Raw genomic sequence first — 18,302 nt, 5'->3', positions numbered from 1 at the left:
GGGGACGATGAAATGACAATTGAATTTATCTTACCGGACATTGGTGAAGGTATAGTTGAATGTGAACTTCTGGAATGGTTAGTTTCTGAAGGTGAGCATATAGAAGAAGATCAACCTGTCGCGGAAGTAATGACCGACAAGGCTACCGTGCAAATTCCTGCAATGCATGCGGGTGTGGTTAATAAACTGCATTACGCGGTAGGCGATATTGCTAAAGTGCACGCACCATTATTCTCTATGACGCCAGATGATGCCGACGCTAACTCAGATACACATGAAGACGCGCAAGCGGAAGTAAAAGACAATGCGTCTGAAACAGCGACAGCGAATGATAGTGCTTCTTCAGGCGCTTCAAACGGCAAGCACATCGAAGACTTTATTTTGCCAGATATTGGTGAAGGTATTGTCGAGTGCGAAATTGTGAAATGGAACGTGGCTGAAGGCGATGAAATTGAAGAAGATCAAGCCGTTGTAGAAGTGATGACCGACAAGGCAGTGGTAGAGATCCCCGCTAAAAACGCAGGTACCGTGCATCGTCTTTATTACGCGCAAGGCGATATAGCGAAAGTGCATAGTGCATTGTTTGCGTTAGAAGTTGCCGGTGAAGTCACAACTACTAGCGGTACTGATGACGAATCACCATCGGCAAACAACAGCGCTTCAAGCGTTGCATCTCAAAGTTCAGTGAACACGCAAACAAACGGTTCAAGTCAGCAATCAGCGCAAATTGCTCCTTCAAAATTCAGCGACGGCGAATACGAGCCACCTATCGCTATAGAAGGTAAAGTGTTGGCTAGCCCCGCGGTAAGACGTGTTGCAAGAGAAAAGAATATCGACCTTTCTACTGTGGAAGGCTCGGGTAAAAAGGGACGGGTCCTTAAGTCTGACGTGTTGAATCTACAACATTCGAATGTTGACACGTCGTCTCAAAATTCGACATCTTCTGCGCCAAGCTCATCTAACGCAGAAAAAGGTGATTTGAATAGCACAAGCACAGTGGTTAAAGGCAGCGTTAGAACCGAAAAAGTACGCGGTATTCAGGCAGCGATGGCGAAGCAAATGTCGGCTTCTGTCTATACTATCCCGCACTTCACAGTCAGTGACGAGTTGGTAATGGACAACCTGATGGCGCTACGCAACCTGCTTAAACCTGAATTTGAAGCGAAGAACGTAAAACTCAGCTTTATGCCGTTTTTCGTTAAAGCAATGTCATTGGCACTTAATGAGTTCCCTGTAGTTAACAGTCAGCTTAACGAAGACGCCACTGAGATAAGCTACTTCGCAGATCACAATATTGGTTTTGCAGTAGACTCTAAAATTGGTTTGCTTGTACCCAATATTAAGCGTGTTCAAAACCTATCTCTGTTAGATATTGCTGTTCAAATGCAGGATATTATCGAACAAGCCAGAGCGGGCCGCGTGGCTGGCGAGCACCTTAAAGGCGGTACGATTAGTATCTCTAATATCGGTGCAATAGGCGGTATTACCGCAACGCCAGTAATTAATAAACCAGAAGCTGCTATTGTTGCTCTTGGCAAAACGCAGAAACTTCCACGCTTTGACGATGAAGGGAATGTTAGCGCGCAAAATATCATGGCGGTTAATTGGTCTGGCGACCACCGTATTATTGATGGTGCGACTATGGTGCGATTCAATAATCTATGGATGAGTTACCTAACTCAGCCGGAAAAAATGTTGATGCACCTCAAGTGATATCATTCAAAGCAATTTGATTTGCAGTAGCAATATTTTTAAAGGGCCAATAGTAAAACTATTGGCCCTTTTTTGTTTTGTATACCTCAAAGCGCGTTGACGTTATTATAGAGCACTATAAACAAACGAAAATTTCACTGAGGTTTTGTGCTTAGTTATCAACATGCCTTTCATGCGGGCAACCACGCTGATGTCATCAAACATCTTTGTTGGATTGGCGTTATCAACGCATTAAAGAAAAAAGATAAACCTTTTACGCTTTTCGACACCCACGCAGGCGCGGGCGCGTACGATTTAACCGATGCCATGTCGTCAAAAAATAAAGAGTATGAGACAGGTATTTCCCGTTTACTTTCAGATGACAAAGGTGTTCAGGACTTGCCAAATTTGTTGGCAGACTATCTATCGTTGTGTGAACCGTTTTTAGCACAACAGCAATATCCGGGCTCACCGGCAATAAGCGCAAAAGCGAAAAGGGACGGTGATAACTTACACCTCATGGAACTTCACCCTGCGGAATTCGATAAATTAGACAGCAACGTATCCCGTTTGCGTACCCTTAATAGCCACGTCCATAAACGTGACGGGTACGAAGGGCTTCGCGCACTCACGCCACCTAAACCCAATCGCGGTGCTATTTTAATCGACCCTCCTTATGAGCGCGTGAATGAATATAGCGACCTTGTTAAGGGTGTGGAACAGGTATTTAAACGCTGGCAGCAGGCACAAATCGTAGTGTGGTATCCACTATTGTCAGAGAGGGCTGGCGCCAAAAGTGGTGCAAGTGAAGCTATGTGTGAAAAGCTTGCAGCAATAGGTAAACCCTGTTTTAAAGCAGAAATATGCGTGGCAGAAAATACCGCTGATGCGGGAATGTATGGTTCGGGCGTATTCGTTTTGAACCCGCCTTGGCAATTAGATGCTAATTTAGAGAGTGCGTTAGAAAGCGTTGTTGGTATGTTAGGTGCCGATGAAACGGGTTATCACGCTACAGCGCATGTTACCTGGATAAACGAAGATAATTGATTGCTGTGCAGTTAACAATGGTAAGCGTATTGTTGCTGATTAATCCGTTTCAAATAAGTCACTAAAAGCGTGAAGTAAAAAACATGTCGCAACTCAAAGGCCTAAAACATTTCTATATACCCGATGAGCAGTCGATATATCTGCTATCTCATGCGGATGCTAAAAAGCTAAAAGACTGGGTAAACCTTTGTATCTCGCAGTTAGAAGGGTTGGGGTACAGTGACATCGAACTTTTAGGGAAAGGAGCCTTTGGGTTTGCGTTTGCAGGGAACGCGCCAAGCGGTGAATCTCGGGTATTTAAATTTTCGCGAATAACCTTGCCGCAGCATGTGCAAGATAGACTAGAAGAGGAAGCTTTTATGCTTTCTCACGTTAATCATGAGTTTGTGCCGCGGTTTATTGAATATCAACAAATACGCAAACAATCCATCTTAGTTATGGGGCGAGCACCTGGCGAAGACCTAGAAAAAGTCAGCTTGAAAACAGGCCCACTTTCGCCCCGTATTATCGTCAAAATTGCAGTGCAGGTCGGCGAACTTTTATCCAGTTTTCGCCAATACAGTGAAAATGGAGAAATTAAACCCATTGTGCACGGAGACATAAAACCCTCGAATCTGGTTTGGGATGCCGAAAATGAATCGGTTGGATTGATTGATTGGGGCTCTTCAGTGTTCGCACAGACTGACATCACTGGGCAATATGTGGGTAACAATGTAATGGATTTAATGTCGGGTGAACTGCATCAAACTAATGCTCGACTTGGCGATGTGTATTTTATTGGCGAGGAGCAGCTTAATGGCGCACTCTCCAGCCCCCGCTTCGATGAACAAGGCTTGGCCAGTACATTATATGCATTGGCATCAGGGCAATCGTGTCGTTACGGAAGCAAGGTTATTACACCTTCATCCCTTGGTCTTCCTAAAATGCTTGCTAATATCCTTGAGCACATGCTCAGTGAAGATCCTACAAAGAGAAGACAAGGCGGAGATTACCTGTTTAATCATCTCCACGTTTTGAAGAATATGGTTTTCACTCAAGACAAGCCAACGCAATATACACCGTTAATCCCTACATGGCTGGCCCACACTCAGAACCGTGCTGATATTGAAACCGTTGTTTACAGCTCTCGAAAATCTTACCTACGCCAACAGGCAAGACTGTCTGACTCGTTAGATGAAAAAGACGTAGAGGAACTTCGTTATATAGACGATGCGCAATTTGACCGCTACTACAAAAACTATTTACAGGGCATGGGGGATACCGAAAAAGCATTTGTTTCTGCAATAAGCAGACTAGGCCGTTACCCTGTAGTTGGCGGTATGGCTGTGCGCTGGGAGCCAGAAGGTATATATGTCGATTCGAGCTTGAACTTATATGATGAATCAATGAAAGCAGCGTTTGATTTAGCAGTGAATAATGTCATTAATTTAGCAAGGGCTATTCACAAGCCCGCGGTGTTCAAATGTTGTATGTTCAACGCCAAAAACACGCTGCACATTGAACGCGAAAGTGAAGATGAAGACTTTAAACCAGCAGGCGGTATGTTTATTCCCTACGAACTATCACGGGTTTCTGCACAAAAGGATGAAAGCCGTACTCACTCATATTTCGAAGATGGCGATGATCCAGATGAATTATTAAAGCTGCCTCAGGAGATTATCGATACCATCGTTCAACTTAATACAATACATCACACTGGTTGTATTATATTTGAAGCATTACCGCGGCATTTGAAAATTCACAACTATTACACATTGCTTGATCACAGCCAAGAAGAGCGCTTCCACGCGTTATTAGCGCAACTCGTTCAGCAAATTCCCAAAATAAAAGGGCTAGGCATTTCAGGGTTTATGAAGTTACCCTATAAAGATACGCGCTTTTTCGAGCATAAAGCAAAATTGCCTGAAAAGTACTACCCGCGAAACCCAAAAGCAGTAATTGAAGAGAAAGTACAACATGTCTGAGATTAAACTATCGTCACTTTTTGAACTCGAAACAGTGGAAGCTGGCATCTATCGAGGTCAAAGCTGGGATTTAGGCTTCCGCGCCTTGTTTGGTGGACAAGTTTTGGGGCAAGCGTTAGCAGCTGCATACGAAACAGTGGAGGCTGGTAGAGTCGCACACTCATTCCACACTTATTTTTTATTACCAGGCGACGCTAAAAAGCCTGTAGTTTACGATGTTGAAGTAGTGCGAGACGGCAGAAGTTTCTCTGCTAGACGGGTTAAAGCCATTCAGGATGGTAGAAATATCTTCTACATGACAGCGTCTTTTCAGGTTCCTCAAGATGGCATGGAGCATCAAAACCCAACAATGCCAGATGTGCCTGCGCCGGAAGATGTGCAGTCTGACATTGAATTCTATGAAGCTAACTTCAATAAGATTGCACGTCCTATGCAAGAAGCGTTGAGCTATCATAAACCTGTAGATATCCGCACGGTAGATGCAGCTAACTCTTACCAGTCAGCGAAACGCGAACCGACGCGTTACATCTGGTTAAAAGCAAGAGACACAATGAATGCATCACTGACTGTTCATCAAGCTGCGCTTGCTTACGCATCAGATTATCATTTTCTCAGTACGTCGCTTCAACCACACGGTGTTGCGGTAACCGATAAATCACTTCGAATCGCAACGATAGACCATGCTATGTGGTTCCACCGCCCAATCAATATGAACGAATGGTTATTGTATGCAATGGAGAGTCCCTTTAGCGGAGGCTCTAGAGGTTTGGTACGCGGACAAATATTTAACCAAAATGGTGAACTTGTTGCGTCAACCATGCAAGAAGGATTAATGAGAAAAGTAGACGAATAGGGAGAGGGTAATGCGCTACAAATTAGGTTCTACATCACCGCTGGTTGATGAAAGTACGTTTATAGCGCCAGGCGCACATGTTATTGGTAATGTTGAACTCAAAGTGGGTTCAAGCGTTTGGTTCAATGCGGTTATACGCGGCGATATGGACAAGATAACCGTTGGTAAAAATACGAATATCCAAGATGGCAGCGTATTACACACCGATGCAGGTATTCCTTTAGTGCTAGGTGAAGGGGTAACAGTAGGACATAAAGTCATGCTTCACGGCTGCGAGATTGGTGACTATTCCTTGATAGGAATTAACGCTGTCGTATTAAACGGTGCAAAAATTGGAAAGTACTGCATCATTGGCGCTAACGCTTTGATAACGGAAAACATGGAAATTCCTGATTACAGTTTAGTAGTTGGAGCGCCTGGTAAAGTCATTAGAACATTTGATGAGAAGATCGAACCCAAACTAAAAGCGTCCGCTGAACATTACGTAGATAACGCCAAAACATATAAGTCATCATTACAGCCAGTTGATAGCTGAAATTTAAGACTAGGCTGTTCGCGATATTTTGAATCCCCATAAAAAATGCCCAGAACAAACGTTCCGGGCCTAGGGGAATGGCTCATTGCTGAGCCGTGCGCTAACTTTTACACAGGAGAGTTTAAATAAAATCTTTTAAACGGACAATGAGTATAGAATACATTTGTTTAAATTATAAACAATTTTTGTGTGAATTTTATCTTACACTCTCAAAGTCAATTTAATTGTAGAACTTATACGTTAGTAATCAATGGACTAAAGACTGGTCGGATGTGGTGTTTTTTGAGTAAAAAGGTGTACAGTTTATATCCACATGTTGCACACATTTTATCCACGTGATGAAGCGTTGTTAATGTATACCCTTGTTAAATATATAGACATACTTTCATTCATGTAAGTTATGTTGAAAACAGACGGTTGTACCATGCCATTATCCTTGTAGTATGACGTCAACGTTCATGCTAAATATGCGTGATACTGACTCTAAAAACAGGCTCTTACATTAATACGAGGATGGATTATGCAATCATTTTCTACTTTTATTCCCCCTGAACGGACTTTGATGGGTCCAGGACCATCCGATGTTAACCCCAGAATTCTAAACGCCATGGCGAGACCCACCCTGGGTCATCTCGATCCATTATTCATTGAGTTAATGGACCAAACCAAACAGCTTTTACAATATGCATTTAAAACTGACAATGCACTTACTATGCCTATTTCTGCTCCGGGCTCAGCAGGAATGGAGGCATGTTTTGTTAATCTTGTAGAACCAGGCGATAAGGTACTCGTGTGTATTAACGGCGTATTTGGCAATCGAATGGTCGAAAACGTAGAGCGTTGTGGTGGTGAGGCTATTACCGTCAACAATACATGGGGCGAGCAAACTGACCTTAATGTGGTAGAAGACACCCTTAAAGCCAATCCGGATATTAAGATCCTTGCCTTTGTTCACGCAGAAACATCTACGGGCGTACGCAATGAAGCCAAAGCGCTTTGTGAGCTGGCTAAAAAGTATGATTGTCTTAGCATTGTTGATGCAGTTACCTCTCTAGGAGGTATCGAGTTAGATGTTGACGGTTGGAGCATTGACGCTATTTATTCAGGTTCACAGAAGTGTTTGAGTTGCGTGCCGGGTATCTCTCCTGTTTCATTTAGTGAAAGAGCAGTTAACGTTATTCAAAACCGAAAAACGAAAGTGCAAAGCTGGTTTCTAGACATGAACTTGATTGTTGGTTATTGGGGGCAGGGCGCCAAGCGTGCCTACCACCATACCGCACCTGTCAACAGTATGTACGCTATGTACGAAGCACTTCTGATTTTAAAAGAAGAAGGCTTAGAAAATGCGTGGCAGCGTCATGCATTGGGTCATGATAAACTTGCGCAGGGTCTAAGTGAACTTGGGTTAGAGCTAACGGTAGACAGTGCTTATCGTTTGCCTCAATTAAATGTAGTTAAAATTCCAGACGGCGTAGACGATGCTGCCGTTCGCAAGCAATTGCTTGAAGATTTTAATTTAGAAATCGGCGCCGGTTTAGGCGATCATGCCGGTAAAGTATGGCGAATTGGTCTTATGGGATACGCATGTAAGCCCCGTAATATCGATCACTGCCTTGCTGCGTTGCGCACTGTGCTTAAGTAAAACGCCTAACGCCTTTTAATCTTTTCGGTCAACACGTTCAGCGAGATGCTTTGCTGAACGGTTGGCTTTTAGCCGTTAACATAGCGCTTTGATATCAGTCCGCATAGATCATTACCCACTCAGCGAGATTTAAAATCTTTGTAATCACGCCGTGTTACCGCAGTTATAGTGGTTCTACATCAAGTTGACTGGTATTACTTATCCATTTTTGGGTCTTGCCTCATAAAAAGCACATCTCGGCGAAGTTATATCTCTTCTCGTCTTAGTTCAGTGCTAAGATTTCGTTTATTGCGTATATTCATAAACTATTCAGTTTTAAACATTTATCCTTTAGGTAACGTAATTAAAAGGCACCATAAAAAAGGAATCTCTATGAAAATGATCACGCGTACCAATACTTATTCGACAGCTAAAAGTGTAGTTAAAAAAGCATTGTTAGCATCATCATTTATTGCCTTATCTGCACCTATGGTTGCTGCACAGGCCGCACAAGAAGCGGTTATAAATGTGCAAGGCGTAGGAGCGGTAGAAGTGACACCAAACGCTTATTCAGTCACACTCGTTGTTGAAGAAGAAGGTAATACAGTAGGTAAACTGAACACTCAGCTTGATTCGGACCTCCGCTCTATTGTTAAGTTCTTGCTTAATCAAGGTATCGATGAAAAGCACATTCAGAGTATGCAAGTACGCTTACAACCTCGCTATATCAATACGCCTCAAGGACGTCAGCAAGAAGGTTTCACGTTGTCACGAGATATCACCGTCACATCTACTGACCTTGAAACTTATGACAAAGTATTAGATGGCGTGCTCAAACGAGGTGTTGATCGCATACAACAATTCAACTTTATTTCAGTTGGTGAAGGCGATGCCTATCAAAAAGCACTTATCTCTGCGGTAAAAGACGCAAAGCAACGTGCACAGTTATTAGCAAAAGAATTAGAGATTGAAGTAGGTGAAGTTGTTGCAATCTCAGAATCTGGTGGCAATATGCCGATTCCAGTAATGCGCGCAGAAGCTTTTGCCAAAGACATGTCTATGTCTTTACCTGGCCAAGAGCGCATAGAAGCGCGTGTTAATGTGTCTTTTAACATTGTTCAATAGCAGGAAATTCGTTTGAAAGAACAACAGTACGGTCAGTTAATAAACCAAGCAAAGAGCTTGGTTTCTGGCGAGCACGATCTTATCGCTAACATGGCAAATATAAGTGCGCTGCTTTTCAATAGCCTCGAAGAGGTGAATTGGGCAGGTTTTTACCTTTATAAAGAAGAGCAGTTGGTACTCGGTCCATTTCAGGGGCAACCAGCATGTATTCGCATTCCACTTGGAAAAGGCGTTTGCGGAACGAGTGCAAGTACCAGAACTGTTCAGCGTATAGCAGACGTTCATCAGTTCGAAGGACACATTGCCTGCGATGCAGCGTCAAACTCTGAGATTGTTGTTCCACTAGTGCTAAACGATGTGCTGGTTGGCGTACTTGATATCGACAGCCCTGTTTTTGAACGCTTTACCGAAGAAGACGAAAAAGGGCTCGTTGAAATTGCTCAAATTCTTATGGATTCGCAGAAATAATTATGAAATCCAGTGTTGATATTCACGTTGTTTTATCCACGTATGAGGATATGGAAGACTTTCATGATGACCCAGACGAGGCATCTGAACGTTTAAATTTCATCTTACATGCGGTGTACGACAATGCAGAAGAAGATATTGAAACACAGCGTTTAGAGCAAATTTTGCACTACGCATGGGAATCTTGGCAACAAGATAAGCATTTATTAGAAATAGATGACGACGAATTGCTTGATTGGGTTGACCACACGCTGGCAACTTGGGATGATGCAAGTAACGATGAAATCTCCTGAATAATTTAGAAAGTTAATGGAATCACCAGAGAAGTTTACCAACAGTAAGGAAGTGATAGCTTTCCTTGCAGAGACCTTTCCGAAATGTTTTAGCATTGAAGGCGAGGCCCGCCCACTTAAGATCGGTATTTTTCAAGATCTTGCCACACGTTTAGAAGAAGAGGAACGCGTTAGCAAAACCTTACTTCGTTCTACACTACGACATTACACCAACAGCTGGCGCTATCTTCATAGCATCAAAGAAGGTGCAAACCGTGTAGATTTAGACGGCGTTGAAGGCGATGCAATTGAAAAAGAACACGCTGATCATGCGCAGCAGCAGTTAGAAGAAAGCAAAGCAAAAGCAGCTGAAAAGCGCAAAGCTAAGCTAGCTCAGCAGCCTAAGCGAAAAGATAAACGTCAATTTAATCGTCCAAAAGGTGAAAAATCTGCAAATTCGGACCATGCTGATACTAAGCGCGGAACTAAACCGAAAAATAACAGACCAAACAATACACCACCTGCGAAATTGACAGATAGCGATTTACAGCAAGGTACGCAAGTTACCGTTAAATTAGGTAAAGCACCTATGCCTGCAGTAATTACCGAAGTAGCTAAAGATGGCATTCACGTTCAATTAGACTCAGGCATGGTAGTTAAAGTAAACGCAGACGCTTTACGTTTGGCACGCTCCAAGAGGTCGTAAAATATGAGAGACATCCTTCGAATTTCCATCGCCAGTGCTTTTCTTACCGTTGGGGTAGGAGCAGGCGCAGTTACGTCAACACCAGAGGTAGACGAGCTTCCCATTTTACAACAGGAATCTCAACACAGTGTTGCAGCTAAGCGAGTAAGCGCACTCTTTTCGAGGGCGCACTACAAGGAAATTTCGTTGGATGATGCACTCTCAGCTAGAGTTTACCAGCGCTTCATCGATTCATTAGATCACAATAAACAAGTGTTATTGCTGTCTGATGTTGTGGGTTTTGAGAAATACCGCACATTGTTTGATGATGCGCTGAGTAAAGGCAACCTCTCTGTTGCCTATGATATGTATAACGTAAGCGCAAAACGACGCATTGAGCGTTATGAATTTGCACTTGCACTGTTAGAGAAAGGCCCGTTCGACTTTGAAAAAGAAGGCGATAAGTTCTTTTACGACAGAGAAGATGCTGAATGGCCAGCTAATAAAGCTGAGCTGGATGAAATTTGGCGTCAACGCGTTAAATACGACGCGTTGAATCTAATACTTGCAGACAAAACGTGGGAAGAGGCGAAGGAGCTTCTTACCAAACGCTATACACGAGCGATTAAGCGCACTAAGCAAGCAAAGAGCGAAGACGTTTTTCAAACTGCAATGAATGCATTCGCACGTACAATTGAAGCTCACACCAGTTACTTATCTCCGCGTAACGCTGAACGTTTCCAAATGGACATGAACTTGTCGTTCGAAGGTATTGGTGCGGTTTTGCAAAGCGAAGATGATTACACGGTAATCAAAAGCGTTGTACCTGGCGGTCCTGCAGATGAGTCTGGCGCAATAAAACCAGAAGATAAAATTGTTGGCGTAGCACAAGACGACGAAGAGTTTGTTGATGTGATTGGTTGGCGATTGGACGAAGTGGTTGAGTTAATTAAAGGCCCGAAAGGAAGTACTGTTCGTCTACAGGTTGAAAAAGGAGCCACGGACGCGAAAACCACGTCGGTAGTTAGCCTTACTCGCGATAAAATTAAGTTAGAAGATCGCGCAGCCAAATCGGAGGTATATGTGCCAGAGACTGGCCCTCACGCGGGTGAGCCTCTAGGTGTAATCACCATTCCAAGTTTTTACAACAACCTTAGTATGGATGTTGCTAAAGAAATAGAAAGCTTGAAAGCGCAAAACGTTAAAGGCGTTATCGTAGACTTGCGTGGTAATGGCGGTGGCTCTCTAACCGAAGCAACGTTACTTACTGGCCTATTTATCGAAAAAGGCCCGGTGGTTCAAATTCGATACGGTCAAAGCAAAGTTAGCGTTAACCGTGATACAGATGGCGAAGTGGCTTATGATGGCCCGTTAACCGTATTAGTTGACAGATATAGCGCGTCTGCTTCAGAGATTTTTGCGGCAGCGATGCAAGACTACAACCGTGCTCTCATCGTAGGTGAACAAACCTTCGGGAAAGGGACAGTGCAGCAGCATCGCGGTTTAGGTAAAATTTATGACCTTTACGACAACCCATTAGGTAGTGTTCAGTTTACTATCGCCAAGTTCTATCGCATTGACGGCGGCAGCACACAGCATAAAGGCGTTATTCCTGATATTCTTTATCCATCGGCAGTTGAACCAGCTGAATGGGGAGAAAGCCAAGCGGAAAATGCGTTGCCATGGGACAGTATCAATCGCGCTAACTATACGACGTTTGCAGACGGTACTGCTGCGCTTGATGTTTTAACAGCGAAGCACAACAAACGTATTTTACAAGATCCTGAGTTTTCTTATATCCAAGACGACATAAAGGAATATAAGGAAAATAAAGACAAGAACTTCATCTCATTAGTTAAATCTGTACGTGAAGGCGAGAAGAAAGAGGCGGAAGAGAAGTCGCTTGCTCGTGCTAACGAACGTTTACAGCGATTGGGAATGGAAACTGTCACAACATTGGACGACCTACCTGAAGATATGGAAGAATTAGATCCATTCTTGGACGAGGCAGCCAATATTACTTTCGATATGATCGAAACAGGCCGTTACGCTATCACAAGAAATTAAGTGATTAGAAAAAAGGGCTGGTCTAGGGCCAGCCCTTTTTTTGTGTCTATAAATTATTAAAACAATAATAAAGGGAAATAACATGGCTATCAGAGGCGAATTTTCCTCTCGAATAGGGTTCGTGCTAGCAGCGGCAGGCTCGGCAGTAGGACTAGGTAATATTTGGGGCTTTCCTACAAAGGTAGCAAGTAACGGCGGCGCAGCATTTGTTCTCGTATACTTACTGCTGGCTTTTGTACTCGCTTATCCCGTACTTATGGCAGAACTTATAATCGGTCGTAGTTCACGTTCGAATATGGTTGACGCTTTAGGTAAAATATCAGGCAATTTCGTCGGAAGGCTAACGGGCATTTGGGGCTGTGTTACCGTGTCACTTATCCTTGCATTCTACGCTATTGTAGGCGGATGGATGCTGGTTTATTTCGCCGATGCAGCCGTTAGCATGGTGGGATTTACGAGTGCTAGCGACTGGCTACTCACTTCATCAGTTACGCGTAACATTATTTTCTGCTTCTTATTCATGGGCTTAACTGCATTTATCGTTGTCGGTGGTGTAAAGTCAGGCATTGAGAAGTGGTCGGTGCGTTTGATGCCTACATTGGTTATTCTCATTCTTGCACTGATTGTTTATGTGAGCCTACAGCCTGGTGCCGTAGAAGGTTGGTCAGCATATTTAGTACCTGACTTCTCTCGCGTTCTAGACCCAGACTTATTAATTAACGCCATGGGACAAGCCTTTTTCTCAATGTCTTTAGGTGTGGGTACCATGCTGGTTTATGGTTCATACTTAAGTAAAAATGAAAATCTACCAAGCATTGGTGCGTCTGTAGCGCTTGTCGATATCGGTGTTGCGGTTATTGCGGGTATGCTTATTATCCCGGCCATGTACGTTGCATTAAACAACGGCGTTGAAATCTTCACACCTGAAGGCGCGTTAATCCAAGGTGATACGCTGATTTTCAAAGTACTACCAGCACTGTTTGATACCATTGGTAGCGTAGGTCTTTTCGTTGCTTTTACCTTTTTCGCGCTAATGGCGATTGCTGCCGTCACGTCTTCAATTTCAATGTTGGAAGTTCCCGTTGCGTTTATGGTAGAAAGTAAAGGTCTTCAACGTAAAAAGGCCGTGTTATTAATGGCATCGGTCATCTTTGTATTAAGCTGCATCATCATCTTAAATTTTGAAACCTTGTTCGGCTTTGTTATCGCATTAACTACCGAGTATAGCCAACCGTTACTAGGACTCGCCTTGTGTATTTTCGCAGGTTGGGTGTGGCGCAGAGATGCAATACTCGATGAACTTAAACAAGGTGATCAGTTTGCTGAACACAGCATTTTCTGGAAGATTTGGCCTTGGTACGTACGCTTTGTGTGTCCCGTTATCATTGCGCTTATGTTCTACCGCTCAGTCTTCTAAAGCATTCTGGTAAAAAGCGGACAGCACGCTTAACGCGTTACAAATACAATAATAAGGTTTTAAAAAACGACAATGACGAATAAAGAAATAAAAACGCCGTCACTTCTCGATGCAATGCTTCCTATTCTTGCGTTAGTCATAATGATGGGAAGCGCAGTTTATTTGTTTGCCGATAACTCTTCTTACGGTCCAAACCAAATTGCACTTCTTCTAGCGATGGGCTTAGCTGCTATCATTGGAATGAAAAATGGCTACAGCTGGAAAACTATCGAAAAGGGCATTGTAGACGGTATCTCAATGTCTTTAGGTGCCTGCTTAATTCTGTTAGCGGTAGGTTCTCTTATTGGCACATGGATGCTAGCCGGAACCGTGCCTACGCTTATCTATTTCGGTTTAGAGTTGCTTAACCCCTCGTTTTTCTATGCTGCCGCTTGTCTGATTTGTGCGGTTGTTGCAATGAGTATAGGTAGTTCTTGGACTACCGCGGCGACTGTGGGTGTTGCGCTAATGGGGGTTTCTGCAGGCATGGAAATGTCGGCAGCCATAACAGCCGGCGCAGTAGTTTCAGGTGCATACTTTGGCGATAAAATTTCGCCCTTATCTGAAACAACAAACTTAGCGCCTGCCGTTGCGGGCACGGATTTATTTGAGCACATTCGTTACATGCTTTGGACGACGATTCCGAGCTTTGTTATTGCGCTTATTCTATTTACGGTACTGGGCTTTAGTGAAGTGGGTGAAGCCAAAGCAGAACGCATTGAGCAGATGCAACTTTTGTTAAACGAGTCCTTTGACTTAGGTTGGCATTTGTTAATTCCGCTTGTCGTTTTGCTCACTTTAGCGATTAAAAAGATGCCTGCGTTTCCAGCTGTTTTTATCGGCGCTTTGTTAGGTGGCGTCTGGGCAGTTGTATTCCAGTGGGATGTGGTTACTTCTATGGCAAGTGGTGACGACTCGGTGAATGTAGGTGCGTTGAAGGTAGTTTGGACTGCGCTATTCGATGGCGTAAGCTTCTCAACGCCTGACGAGAACTTAAATAGCTTGCTTTCTCGTGGTGGCATGTCTTCTATGTTAAATACCATTTGGTTGATCATCTGTGCAATGTCGTTTGGTGCCGTATTAGAGCGTGTTGGCCTATTAAAGCGTGCAGTTTCTGCCATATTAATTGGTGCAAAATCCGCAGGGGATATGGTGAGCCGTACAATTCTTACTTGTTTTGGTACCAACCTGGTTACTGCAGATCAGTATATTTCAATCGTGATGCCAGGCCGTATGTACAAAGAAGAATTCAAAAAGCGTGGTTTAGACCAATTGAATCTTTCTCGAAGCCTTGAAGACGGCGGCACACTTACGTCTCCACTTATTCCTTGGAACACCTGTGGTGCTTACATGCACAGTGTTTTATTAGTCAATCCATTTGATTACGTATTCTATGCATTCTTCAACGTAATCAACCCGATCCTCGCTGTTATTTATGCGTATTTAGGAATTAAGATTTTACGTATTACGCCACCGCATGTTGAAGTAAACAGCAAAGATACGGTTTAACACAGAGTTCCAATTAAACCCACGTAGGCTTTCTTCCAGGAGGATCTATGTCAGTTCAAGCTAAACGCCGGGCGGATTACCAGCCGCCCGCTTTTTCAATAGCGACAGTTGACCTACATATAACGCTACACCCAACGCAAACCAAAGTTATCAGCACGTTGTCCGTCACTCGTAATGGCGCGCACGATAGTCCATTAGTGCTTGATGGCGATAATTTATCGCTAGATTCTATTTCTATTAACGGTACGCACCTATCTGATAATGAATACACGGTAACAGATAGCGCTTTAAGCGTGGTTACTGAACTTGATGAGTTCGTCTTAGAAATTACCAATACCATTGCCCCTGAGCACAACAAAGCGCTGGAAGGCTTGTATTTATCAGGTGGTGCCTATTGTACGCAGTGTGAAGCGGAAGGGTTTCGTCGCATTACGTACTTCATGGACCGCCCGGATGTTTTGTCGGTCTACACAGTGACGGTAGTTGCCGACAAATCAGTACCGATGCTTTTGGCCAATGGCAACCCAGTGGACAAGGGCGAGGTTGACGAAAATACGCATTTTGTTAAATGGCACGATCCACATCCAAAACCTTGCTACCTTTTTGCTCTAGTTGCCGGTGACTTCGATCTACTTACCGATAGCTACACCACCACTAGCGGTAAAGAGGTTGCGCTAGAACTTTATGTTGATAAAGGCAAAAAGTCTCAAGGCATTTTCGCATTAGAATCTCTCAAACGGGCGATGAAGTGGGACGAAGATGTGTTCGGGTTAGAGTACGACTTAGATATCTACATGATTGTTGCCGTCGATTTCTTCAATATGGGAGCGATGGAAAACAAGGGCTTAAATGTATTTAACAGTAAGTTTGTTTTAGCCGATCAAAAAAGTGCCACCGATGATGACTTTTTCAATGTTGAGTCGGTTATCGCGCACGAGTACTTCCACAACTGGACCGGCAACCGTGTTACTTGTCGCGATTGGTTCCAGCTAAGCCTTAAAGAGGGGCTTACTGTATTTAGAGACCAACAGTTCAGCGCTGATATGACTTCGGCGTTAAGTAATCGTATAAAGCACGTTCGTGTTATGCGAGAACACCAGTTTGCAGAAGATGCGAGTGCAATGAGTCATCCAATTCGTCCAGAAGAAGTCATTGAAATGAACAACTTCTACACGGTGACGGTTTATGACAAAGGCGCTGAAGTTATTCGCATGTTCCACACATTATTGGGGCCTGACGGCTTCAGACGTGGTATGGACGAGTACTTTAGAAGACACGACGGTCAGGCTGTCACCTGTGATGACTTCATTTCAGCAATGCAGTCTGCTACTGATTTAGATTTAACCCAGTTTACCCGCTGGTATAGTCAATCTGGTACGCCAGTGATTTCTGTCGCACACAGCACTGAGGTCGATGATGAAGGCATTGTTAAGCATAGCTTTACATTGTCACAGCACACACCTGAAACCTCCGATCAGAAAGAAAAGCTTCCTCTATATATTCCTGTAAATATCGAGATTATTGATGATGAGGGGAAAAGCTACACAGATAACGAGTCTTTAATTCAAAACGGCATGGTCATTTTAAAAGATGATTCTTTGCGTTTTACTGTAGAAGCCAAAACTACTAATTTAACACCTGTAGTATTGGGTAACTTCTCAGCGCCAGCGAAAGTAGAAAACCCATTGGGGACAGAGTCTTTACTTACTATATTTAAGCATGCGAAGGATCCATTTAATCGTTGGGATGCAATGCAAACGTTGTATGACCGCTGTGTGAAGCAATTAGAGGAATCGCCGGGGTCTGGTATCAGCAATGAAATCTGGAACGGTATCAAGCAAGCGATTGCCCAAGAGCAGAACAACCTTGAATTGCTGAGTGAATGTTTAGTCATACCTTCGTTTGAGACACTGTGCCAAAGCCGAAGTAACATAAACGTTTCCGCACTTTCGAAAGCGAGAAAAGCGTTCTGCGACCAGTTTGCTCGCGCACTCGAAAAAGAGCTAAAACAAGTCTTCGAAAATATCGAGAAAAGCGCGTATTGCTACACGCAAGAAGCGGTGAATCAACGTCGCTGCAAAAATGTCGTGCTTGCACACTTAGCGCGGTTACCCCAACACGAGCATATTGTGGTTTCTCAGTTTGAAACCGCTGATAATATGACAGATACGCTAGGCGCGTTGAGAAGCGCACAACACTGTAGCGCCACCACTTTCGACAGTTTGATGGCTCAGTTTGAGGAATCGTGGAATCATGACCCGCTTGTTTTGGACAAATGGTTCGCACTCCACGCTACACAAAATCGAGACGATATCTTTGCGACTATCACAATGTTATGTGAGCACCCTCAGTTCGCAATGAGTAACCCGAACCGTGTTCGTTCTGTTATTGGTAGCTTCGCTTTCTATAACAGCGAAAGGTTTCATGCACTCGATGGCAGTGGATATAAATTTGTAACCGACTACTTACTTAAGCTCGATGCGGTCAACCCACAGGTTGCCGCCCGTATTGTAACGCCACTGACGCAATGGCAGGGCTTTGCAAGCGAGCATCAGGTTCATATGAAGCAACAGCTTGGCCGTTTGCTTAATCATAAAGGTTTAAGTAAAGATTTGTTTGAGAAAGTAAGTAAAAGCCTTGCTTATGACAAGCATTAGCCAAACTGACTCGGTTTTTTACTTTTCAATAAATGCACCTTACAAGCAATGTGAGGTGCTTTATATTCCAACTATGCCAGATGTGGTCATGGTCAGTGAATCAGGCCTAAGCGTCCAAGTACCGACCAACCGGCTCAGGCAATTTGTTACGTCTGATGGTATTAAAGGTCGTTTTAGGATGATTATTGATGCCAACAAAAAAATAAAATCCTTTGAAAGGCTCGCATAGAGCCTTTTTTGTACGCGACGAATTACTCTCTTTTACACGAGCTTTCACCACTCCCATATGTAACACTTATGCGTTTTCTTCTGTCATTGAGCGTTCCAAAATACTTAACGCAACAGTTTCGC

The 18,302-nt window shown here is 43.6% G+C and carries 15 protein-coding genes; all 15 read left to right on the top strand.

What is annotated here, in order from left to right; translation table 11 throughout:
- The first annotated feature begins 12 nt into the window (after window positions 1-12).
- The 15 genes from MHN00_RS11725 to MHN00_RS20470 all read left to right on the top strand — a co-directional run bounded on the left by MHN00_RS11725 (window position 13) and on the right by MHN00_RS20470 (window position 18,180).
- Window positions 13-1,713 (top strand): dihydrolipoyllysine-residue acetyltransferase, encoded by a 1,701-nt coding sequence (locus MHN00_RS11725; RefSeq protein WP_239301229.1) that lies wholly within the window; start codon window positions 13-15, stop codon window positions 1,711-1,713.
- A gap of 147 nt (window positions 1,714-1,860) precedes the next feature.
- Entirely contained in the window at window positions 1,861-2,739 is an 879-nt protein-coding gene (rlmJ, locus tag MHN00_RS11720) for a 23S rRNA (adenine(2030)-N(6))-methyltransferase RlmJ (RefSeq protein ID WP_239301227.1), read from the top strand.
- 83 nt (window positions 2,740-2,822) lie between these two features.
- Window positions 2,823-4,703: a phosphotransferase gene (locus tag MHN00_RS11715; protein ID WP_039227720.1), complete on the top strand. Its 1,881-nt coding sequence runs from the start codon at window positions 2,823-2,825 to the stop codon at window positions 4,701-4,703.
- The gene (gene tesB / locus MHN00_RS11710; RefSeq protein WP_014949536.1) at window positions 4,696-5,556 is read left to right on the top strand and encodes an acyl-CoA thioesterase II; all 861 of its coding nucleotides are present in this window, start codon (window positions 4,696-4,698) and stop codon (window positions 5,554-5,556) included. Before MHN00_RS11715 ends, tesB begins: the two co-directional genes overlap by 8 nt.
- 10 nt (window positions 5,557-5,566) lie before the next feature.
- Complete coding sequence (locus MHN00_RS11705; RefSeq protein ID WP_110289107.1) at window positions 5,567-6,091, top strand: gamma carbonic anhydrase family protein; 525 nt, start codon at window positions 5,567-5,569, stop codon at window positions 6,089-6,091.
- A gap of 520 nt (window positions 6,092-6,611) precedes the next feature.
- Window positions 6,612-7,733, top strand: a complete 1,122-nt coding sequence (locus MHN00_RS11700; protein ID WP_239257516.1) for an alanine--glyoxylate aminotransferase family protein — start codon at window positions 6,612-6,614, stop codon at window positions 7,731-7,733.
- Between the two features lie 372 nt (window positions 7,734-8,105).
- Window positions 8,106-8,837, top strand: a complete 732-nt coding sequence (locus MHN00_RS11695; protein WP_014976589.1) for an SIMPL domain-containing protein — start codon at window positions 8,106-8,108, stop codon at window positions 8,835-8,837.
- Between the two features lie 12 nt (window positions 8,838-8,849).
- Window positions 8,850-9,305, top strand: coding sequence for a GAF domain-containing protein (locus tag MHN00_RS11690; protein ID WP_014949540.1), 456 nt, complete (start codon window positions 8,850-8,852; stop codon window positions 9,303-9,305).
- Between the two features lie 2 nt (window positions 9,306-9,307).
- On the top strand, window positions 9,308-9,598 hold the full coding sequence (locus MHN00_RS11685; protein ID WP_014949541.1) for a hypothetical protein: 291 nt from the start codon (window positions 9,308-9,310) through the stop codon (window positions 9,596-9,598).
- A gap of 16 nt (window positions 9,599-9,614) precedes the next feature.
- Window positions 9,615-10,283 carry an RNA chaperone ProQ gene (proQ, locus tag MHN00_RS11680; protein WP_014949542.1) on the top strand — a complete coding sequence of 223 codons (669 nt, stop codon included), beginning with the start codon at window positions 9,615-9,617 and terminating at the stop codon, window positions 10,281-10,283.
- 3 nt (window positions 10,284-10,286) lie between these two features.
- Complete coding sequence (gene prc, locus MHN00_RS11675; protein ID WP_239301224.1) at window positions 10,287-12,329, top strand: carboxy terminal-processing peptidase; 2,043 nt, start codon at window positions 10,287-10,289, stop codon at window positions 12,327-12,329.
- A gap of 82 nt (window positions 12,330-12,411) precedes the next feature.
- Window positions 12,412-13,746: a sodium-dependent transporter gene (locus MHN00_RS11670; RefSeq protein WP_014949544.1), complete on the top strand. Its 1,335-nt coding sequence runs from the start codon at window positions 12,412-12,414 to the stop codon at window positions 13,744-13,746.
- A 72-nt stretch (window positions 13,747-13,818) separates the two neighbouring features.
- On the top strand, window positions 13,819-15,294 hold the full coding sequence (gene nhaC, locus MHN00_RS11665) for a Na+/H+ antiporter NhaC (RefSeq protein WP_014979337.1): 1,476 nt from the start codon (window positions 13,819-13,821) through the stop codon (window positions 15,292-15,294).
- A 47-nt stretch (window positions 15,295-15,341) separates the two neighbouring features.
- Window positions 15,342-17,951, top strand: a complete 2,610-nt coding sequence (gene pepN / locus MHN00_RS11660) for an aminopeptidase N (RefSeq protein ID WP_239301223.1) — start codon at window positions 15,342-15,344, stop codon at window positions 17,949-17,951.
- Complete coding sequence (locus MHN00_RS20470; RefSeq protein WP_039227708.1) at window positions 17,938-18,180, top strand: DUF2835 family protein; 243 nt, start codon at window positions 17,938-17,940, stop codon at window positions 18,178-18,180. The genes pepN and MHN00_RS20470 overlap by 14 nt, the downstream gene beginning before the upstream one ends.
- Window positions 18,181-18,302: the final 122 nt, after the last annotated feature.

The organism is Alteromonas sp. Cnat2-8, from assembly GCF_022348355.1.
Taxonomy (GTDB): domain Bacteria; phylum Pseudomonadota; class Gammaproteobacteria; order Enterobacterales; family Alteromonadaceae; genus Alteromonas; species Alteromonas macleodii.
The sequence above is the reverse complement of the archived record's forward strand: the minus strand, read 5'-3'. Positions and strand labels throughout refer to the sequence as shown.